The organism is Pseudomonas brassicae (genome assembly GCF_010671725.1).
Taxonomy (GTDB): Bacteria; Pseudomonadota; Gammaproteobacteria; order Pseudomonadales; family Pseudomonadaceae; genus Aquipseudomonas; species Aquipseudomonas brassicae.
This window is the reverse complement of the sequence record NZ_JAAHBU010000190.1, coordinates 1-8,024: the sequence shown is the minus strand read 5'-3', so window position 1 is coordinate 8,024 and position 8,024 is coordinate 1. Positions and strand designations below refer to the sequence as shown.

Genomic DNA, 8,024 nt, shown 5'->3' with positions numbered 1-8,024 from the left:
GGTGTACCTGTGGGAGCTGGCTTGCCAGCGAAGGGGTCCGAAAGGTTTAGTAGTAGGCGTTCTCTTTCTGCGTGTGGTCAGTCACGTCACGCACGCCCTTGAGCTCCGGAATACGCTCGAGCAAGGTGCGCTCGATGCCTTCGCGCAAGGTCACGTCGGCCTGGCCACAGCCCTGGCAACCGCCACCGAACTGCAGCACGGCAATGCCGTCCTCGACCACGTCGATCAGGTTGACCTGGCCGCCATGGCTGGCCAGCCCCGGGTTGATCTCGGTTTGCAGGTAATAGTTGATGCGCTCGTTGATCGGGCTGTCGGCGTTGACCATCGGCACCTTGGCGTTCGGCGCCTTGATGGTCAGCTGGCCACCCATGCGGTCGGTGGCGTAGTCGACCACCGCATCTTCCAGGAACGGAATGCTGACCGCGTCCAGGTAGGCAGTGAAGCTTTTCAGGCCCACCGCTTCATCCTCCGGCTTTTCTTCGCCCGGCTTGCAGTAGGCGATGCAGGTTTCAGCGTAGGTCGTACCCGGTTGGGTAATGAAAACGCGAATGCCAATGCCTGGGGTATTCTGCTTTTCCAGCAGATCGGCCAGGTAATCGTGCGCGGCGTCGGTAATAGTTATGGCGCTCATGTAAGTTCCTCACAGACTTGCCCGCAGTTTACGCCAACACGGCCTGCGAACAAAGTCCTAGTAAACCCGTCAGGAATGTGCAACCGGCACCGCCGGCCCCAGGCGCGCCTCGAACCAGCGGTGCATGCGCCGGTACAGGCCCTTTTCCAGCCATTGGTAACTGGCCCACGAGGCCCCGGCAATCACCGGCACACACAACGCGAACACCAGGTACGGGCTCAGCCCCAGGCGCTCGCTGGCGAACCAGCCGCCGTACAGCACCAGCACATGGATCAGGTACACCGAATAGGAGCAGTCACCCAGCGCCTTGAGCAGGCGGTTACCGCTGAAATAAGGCTCCAGCGAAATGCACGACAGCACGATCAACGCGCTCGGCAGGCCCCAGTGCAACAGGCGTGACGACGCATCGAACCGGTAGATCGCCGCGGCCGCGGCGGCGATGGTCAACAGCGGCAGCCACAAGCCCTGGACAATCCAGCCCCGCCGGTGCACCACACCGATGGCCACCCCCAGCAGGAACTCATAGATGATGTTGTTGCTGTAGAAACGCCCCAGCCCCCCCAGCCCGGTCAGCACTTCGCTGACCACGAACAGCGCCAGTGCCACCAGCCACAGGTGATGACGCTGGCGCACCAGGAACACCAGCGAGAACAGCAGGTAGAAGAACATCTCGTAGTTCAGCGTCCAGCCCACGTTCAGCGTGGGGTACAGCCCGTAGCCACCCGGGTTCTCCGCCGGGATGAACAGCAACGACAGCAGCAGGTGCTGAAGCTTGAGGGTCTGGTGCGGCATCCACTGGCTGGCCACCACCAGCAGCAGCGCCATCAGCCCGGTGTAGAACCAGTAGGCCGGCACGATGCGCAGCGCCCGGTTGAGCAGAAAGCGTTTCGGCGCAATCGGCTTGTCGCGGGTCGACAGGTAGATCACCAGCCCGCTGATGACAAAGAAGATATCGACCCCCACCGCACCACGTCAGCCAGCACCTGGCCGACCGGGCCATCGGTCTTGAAGTCGAAAAAGATCTGTATGAAGTGGTGACACACCACCACCCAGGCGGCGAACGCCCGCAGTGCTTGAAGCGAAAACAGCATCCGGATACCTGTCTCTCGTTACCCCACCCTGGCCCCGAACGAATCGGGACCGCTTGCGGGTGGGACTACGAAAAGCCGGGAAAGATCAGCCCGATCTGCCCGGCGGGCATTTCAGAGGTTCTCGTAGCGGTTCATGTCCAGCACCCCGGACTCCACCGGGTCGGTGTCTTGGATGTAGCGGTTGAGGTCGTGAAAATACGTCCAGAACTGCGGATGGCTGCGACGCACACCCCAGCGCATGACGATGCGCTCGAACTTCGCGGCGTCATCGCGAGCGGCCTCCATGTCTTCGACCCACTCCGGCACATCGTCGACCGGGATGTTGAAGATGAAGTTGGGGTAGCTGCTCATCACCCCCGGGTAGATCGTCAGCGTGTCCAGCCCTGGCTGATAGCGATAGGCTTCGCCGAGCATGAACGCCACGTTGCTGTGCGCACGGTTGTGCAACAGGCTGTAGACCTGGCGGGTGCCGCCCTGCCCCTCGATACGCAGCAGGGTGGCTTCGGGCAACTGGTTGATCACCTTGAGGCCCGCGGCCGGGCGCGAGGTCAACCGGCTCAGGGCCTGCTCTACATCCCGGAACTGCTCGCTGCTGCTGGGCAGCGAGCAGTATGCCCCCTGGCAACGGTTGATCGGGTCGGGCGAAGCGTTGAGGCTGCCCGTGCGCTGCACCAGCTTGAGGCCGAAGTCGCGCTTGGGGTCTTTGGGGTCGAGTTTCAGGGCGCTCGGGGTGTCGGTGTCGATGTCCTCGTAGTCCATCCACATCTTCACTTTGCCGCTGTTCTGGTACCAGTCGCTGAGAATGTCGCCACGCTGTTCGGCCGGCATCAGGCGCAGGAAGTTGACCTCTGCGCCGTTGCGGATCAGGTCGAAATACAGCCGCGTCTGCGCCTGGTGCGAAACGTTGCCGTACACATCGAAGTTCACTGCCAACTGGTAATAGGTGCGCTCGAACAACGGGTAGTCGAACAACCACATCGTCTTGGGCACATCGCCGATCAGGCCCTTGGTCACCGAGGCGCTGTCGAAGTGACGGAAGATGCTCAGCAGTGCGTTGTCGTTGCCGGCCCACAGGCTCGACCAGCTCGGTGCCGGCAGCTCGGCATAGGCGTCGCGACGCAGCTTCTCGTAGTCGTTGCGCTTGTCGCGGTAGGCATGCCACAGGGTCAGGATACTGCCCACGTCGTCGATCTGGCCGGGCATGGCCAGCAGCGGCGTGGCCTTGCCACGGTAGTCGGCATCGGTCAGGTAGCGGTCGTGGGCCGGTTCCTGGAACAGCGTCCAGAAGTTGTCGCGGATCACGTCGGTGGCGATCTGCCCGCGGCATACGGGCCCGCGAATGAAGGTGCGCACGAAGTATTCGGCGTTATCCAGCATGAACTGGTAGCGCGCCACCGCAGGGATGGCCTCGAAGGTCTCGAACGGATTGGCGCGGTGGCGCGGGCCATAGCCAGGCAAGGCGCTGGCGTGCCAGTCACCACTGTAGAACAGTTGCTTGACGCGCTTGAGCTTGTTGGGGCCCATCGGGTAGGTGATGTGGGTCTTGTGCACGATCACGCCCTGCACCGGCAGCAGGCGGTAATAGAAGTCGGTGCCCGGCGGGTCGTTGGGGCGACGCGTGGCGATCAGGTCGATCGGCTGGCCGCTGGGCGTGCGCGAGCGCACCCACTGGAAGAAATGGCCCGGCTCACCGCCGACAAAGTGCACGTGGGCCAGAAACAGGTGCTCATACAGCCAGCGCCCCACCAGCGCTTCGGAGGAGCCCGGGCGGTTGAGCAGCGCCTCCCATTCGCGGATCTGCGCCGCCTCGGTGGCGCTTGGCTGGATCGGGCTGTGCTCCACCGGCGCGCCAGCGGCGAGCCAGCGCTGCAGGGTCTGGTACTCGGCGTCGGTCAGGCCGGTCACCGCCAGGGGCATGCCTTCCTTGGGATGGGCACCGGCATAGGCGTCGAACTCGCCGGGCAGCGGGCACATATTGTTGCGGTTCAGGCCCAGTACGATCTCCTGGGGCAGCTTGGCATTGGGCGCCAGTGGCGCGCTGTGGCCCAGTTCGAGCATGCGGGCCATCAGCGCCGCCTGGCTGTCCTGGCTGTCGAGCACCGAGCTGAAGCCCTTGTGCTGCCAGGCCTCGACGCTGTGCGCATCGTAGAACAGGCGCGTCGGCGCCACCGCCGTACTGCGGTCGCCCTGGTAGACGGGGACTTTCGAGGCACCGCGCGCGACGCCCTCGGCACTGCCCAGGTTCAACTGGCAGGCCGCATCGTTGCAGGCGTGGCAGGCCACGCACTTCTCGGTGAAGATCGGTTGGATGTCCCGGGTATACGAAATAGCCGGGCCGGAGACGGGGGCTTGCCCGACTGCCACGCCGCTGATGAGCAGGGCGAAGGCGCCGGCAAGTAAGCGATGCACCATGTGCCAAATGTCCAAGTATTGATAGCTTCACGATTCTACTGGTGGCAGTGGCGCGCCAACATGAATGAAATTCATGCAAACCAGCAACGCGCCTCAAAACCGCGCAGGTTTGTTATTATTCCGCAACTTTTGTATTTGCCCGACCAGGTAGTCCTATGTCTGACCGCAGCGCTCGTTCCCAAGCACTTCAGCAAGCCCTCAAAGAGCGCATACTGATCCTCGATGGCGGCATGGGTACTATGATCCAAAGCTACCGTCTGGAGGAACACGACTATCGTGGCACGCGCTTTGCCGATTGGCCAAGCGATGTGAAGGGCAACAACGACCTGCTGCTGCTGTCGCGGCCCGACGTGATCGCCGCCATCGAGAAAGCCTATCTGGATGCCGGTGCCGATATCCTGGAGACCAACACCTTCAACGCCACCCAGGTGTCCCAGGCCGACTACGGCATGGAAGCACTGGTGTACGAGCTCAACGTCGAAGGCGCACGCATCGCTCGTCAGGTGGCCGACGCCAAGACCCTCGAAACCCCTGACAAGCCGCGCTTCGTTGCCGGCGTGCTGGGCCCGACCAGCCGCACCTGCTCGATCTCCCCCGACGTCAACGATCCGGGCTATCGCAACGTCACCTTCGACCTGCTGGTAGAGAACTACATCGAGGCGACCCGTGGCCTGATCGAGGGCGGCGCCGACCTGATCCTGATCGAGACCATCTTCGACACCCTCAACGCCAAGGCGGCGATCTTCGCCGTGCAGCAGGTGTTCGAGGATGACGGCATCGAATTGCCGATCATGATTTCCGGCACCATCACCGACGCCTCGGGGCGTACCCTCTCGGGGCAGACCACCGAAGCGTTCTGGAACTCGGTGCGCCACGCCAACCCGATCTCGGTGGGCCTGAACTGCGCACTGGGCGCCGCCGACCTGCGTCCCTACCTCGAAGAGCTGTCGAACAAGGCCGGCACCCACGTGTCGGCACACCCCAACGCCGGCCTGCCGAACGCCTTTGGTGAATACGACGAGACCCCGGCCGAAACCGCTGCGGTGATCGAAGAGTTCGCCGCCAGCGGCTTTCTCAACATCATCGGCGGTTGCTGCGGTACCACCCCCGGGCATATCCAGGCGATTGCCCAGGCCGTGGCCAAGTACCCGCCACGCGTGATCCCCGAGATCCCCAAGGCCTGTCGCCTGTCGGGCCTGGAGCCGTTCACCATCGACCGCAGCTCGCTGTTCGTCAACGTCGGTGAGCGCACCAACATCACCGGTTCCGCGCGCTTCGCGCGGCTGATCCGCGAAGAGAACTACACCGAGGCCCTGGAAGTCGCCCTGCAGCAGGTCGAGGCCGGTGCCCAGGTGATCGACATCAACATGGACGAAGGGATGCTCGATTCCCAGGCGGCCATGGTCAAGTTCCTCAACCTGATCGCCGGCGAGCCGGACATTTCGCGCGTGCCGATCATGATCGACTCCTCCAAGTGGGAAGTGATCGAAGCCGGCCTCAAGTGCATCCAGGGCAAGGGCATCGTCAACTCGATCTCGATGAAGGAAGGCGTCGAGGCCTTCAAGCATCATGCACGCCTGTGCAAGCGCTACGGCGCCGCCGTGGTGGTAATGGCCTTCGACGAGGTCGGCCAGGCCGACACCGCCGCGCGCAAGCGCGAGATCTGCAAGCGCAGCTACGACATCCTGGTCGATGAAGTGGGCTTCCCGCCCGAAGACATCATCTTCGACCCGAACATCTTTGCCGTGGCCACCGGCATCGAGGAGCACAACAACTATGCGGTCGACTTCATCGAGGCCTGCGCCTACATTCGCGACCACCTGCCCTACGCGCTGACCTCGGGCGGGGTGTCCAACGTGTCGTTCTCGTTCCGTGGCAACAACCCGGTGCGCGAGGCGATCCACTCGGTATTCCTCTACCACGCGATCCAGAATGGCCTGACCATGGGTATCGTCAACGCCGGCCAGTTGGAGATCTACGACGAGATCCCGGCACTGCTGCGCGAGAAGGTCGAGGACGTGGTGCTCAACCGCACCCCTGAGGGCACCGATGCCCTGCTGGCGATTGCCGACGACTACAAGGGCGGCGGCGCAGTCAAGGAAGTCGAGAACGAAGAATGGCGTTCGCTGCCGGTCGACAAGCGCCTGGAACACGCGCTGGTCAAGGGCATCACCGCCTTCATCGTCGAAGACACCGAGGAGTGCCGCCAGCAGTGCGCACGCCCGATCGAAGTGATCGAAGGCCCGCTGATGAGCGGCATGAACATCGTTGGCGATCTGTTTGGCGCGGGCAAGATGTTCCTGCCCCAGGTGGTCAAGTCGGCGCGGGTGATGAAGCAGGCGGTAGCCCACCTGATCCCGTTCATCGAGCTGGAAAAAGGCGACAAGCCCGAAGCCAAGGGCAAGATCCTGATGGCCACGGTCAAGGGCGACGTGCACGACATCGGCAAGAACATCGTCGGCGTGGTACTGGGCTGCAACGGTTATGACATCGTCGACCTGGGCGTGATGGTACCGGCCGAGAAGATCCTGCAGGTGGCGCGCGAGCAGAAGTGCGACATCATCGGCCTGTCCGGGCTGATCACCCCGTCGCTGGACGAAATGGTGCACGTGGCCCGCGAGATGCAGCGTCAGGACTTCCACCTGCCGCTGATGATTGGCGGCGCGACCACCTCCAAGGCGCACACGGCGGTGAAGATCGAGCCCAAGTACAGCAACGACGCGGTGATCTACGTGACCGACGCCTCGCGCGCGGTGGGCGTGGCGACCCAGCTGCTGTCCAAGGAGCTCAAGCCAGGCTTCGTCGAGAAGACCCGCCTGGACTACATCGACGTGCGCGAGCGCACCGCCAACCGCAGTGCCCGCACCGAGCGCCTGAGCTACGCGAAATCGATCGAAGCCAAGCCCCAGTACGACTGGGCCGGTTACCAGCCGGTGGTGCCGACGTTCACCGGTGCCAAGGTGCTGGAGAACATCGACCTCAAGGTGCTGGCCGAGTACATCGACTGGACCCCATTCTTCATCTCCTGGGACCTGGCCGGCAAGTACCCGCGCATCCTCAGCGACGAGGTGGTGGGCGAAGCGGCCACCGCGCTGTTCGCCGATGCCCAGGAAATGCTCGCCAAGCTGATCGACGAAAAGCTGATCAGCGCGCGTGCGGTGTTCGGCTTCTGGCCGGCCAACCAGGTGGCGCATGACGACATCGAGGTGTATGGCGACGACGGCCAGCCGCTGGCTGTGCTGCATCACCTGCGCCAGCAGACGATCAAGCCGGACAACAAGCCGAACTTCTCGCTGGCCGACTTTGTCGCGCCCAAGGACAGCGGCATCACCGACTACGTGGGCGGCTTCATCACCACCGCCGGCATCGGCGCCGAGGAAGTGGCCAAGGCCTACCAGGACAAGGGCGACGACTACAGCTCGATCATGGTCAAGGCCCTGGCCGACCGCCTGGCCGAGGCGTGTGCCGAGTGGCTGCACGAACAGGTGCGCAAGGAGTACTGGGGCTATGCCAAGGACGAGCACCTGGACAACGAGGCGTTGATCAAGGAGCAGTACGCGGGCATCCGCCCTGCCCCGGGCTACCCGGCGTGCCCGGACCATACCGAGAAGGAAACCCTGTTCCGCCTGCTCGACGGCACCGCGATTGGCGAGACCGGGCCGAGCGGCGTGTTCCTCACCGAGCACTTCGCGATGTTCCCGGCGGCAGCGGTGAGCGGCTGGTACTTTGCACACCCGCAGGCGCAGTACTTTGCCGTGGGCAAGGTGGACAAGGACCAGATCGAGCGTTACACCGCGCGCAAAGGGCAGGACCTGGCAGTGACCGAGCGCTGGCTGGCGCCCAACCTGGGGTATGACAACTAAGCGGCGGTGACGCCTTCGCTGGCAAGC

The 8,024-nt window shown here is 63.6% G+C and carries 3 protein-coding genes and 1 pseudogene; 1 reads left to right on the top strand and 3 read right to left on the bottom strand.

The genetic code is table 11. From position 1 onward, the window contains the following. Positions 1 to 46: 46 nt before the first annotated feature. The 3 genes and pseudogenes from nfuA to G3436_RS14645 all read right to left on the bottom strand — a co-directional run bounded on the left by nfuA (position 47) and on the right by G3436_RS14645 (position 4,134). Positions 47 to 631 carry a Fe-S biogenesis protein NfuA gene (nfuA, locus tag G3436_RS14655; protein ID WP_163946175.1) on the bottom strand — a complete coding sequence of 195 codons (585 nt, stop codon included), beginning with the start codon at positions 629 to 631 and terminating at the stop codon, positions 47 to 49. A gap of 69 nt (positions 632 to 700) precedes the next feature. Further along, positions 701 to 1,722: pseudogene (locus G3436_RS14650) on the bottom strand (acyltransferase family protein). A gap of 111 nt (positions 1,723 to 1,833) precedes the next feature. After that, positions 1,834 to 4,134, bottom strand: a complete 2,301-nt coding sequence (locus G3436_RS14645) for a fatty acid cis/trans isomerase (RefSeq protein ID WP_163946172.1) — start codon at positions 4,132 to 4,134, stop codon at positions 1,834 to 1,836. A gap of 155 nt (positions 4,135 to 4,289) precedes the next feature. Here G3436_RS14645 and metH point away from each other — a divergent pair, with 155 nt between their 5' ends. Further along, positions 4,290 to 7,997, top strand: coding sequence for a methionine synthase (gene metH / locus G3436_RS14640; protein WP_163946169.1), 3,708 nt, complete (start codon positions 4,290 to 4,292; stop codon positions 7,995 to 7,997). Positions 7,998 to 8,024: the final 27 nt, after the last annotated feature.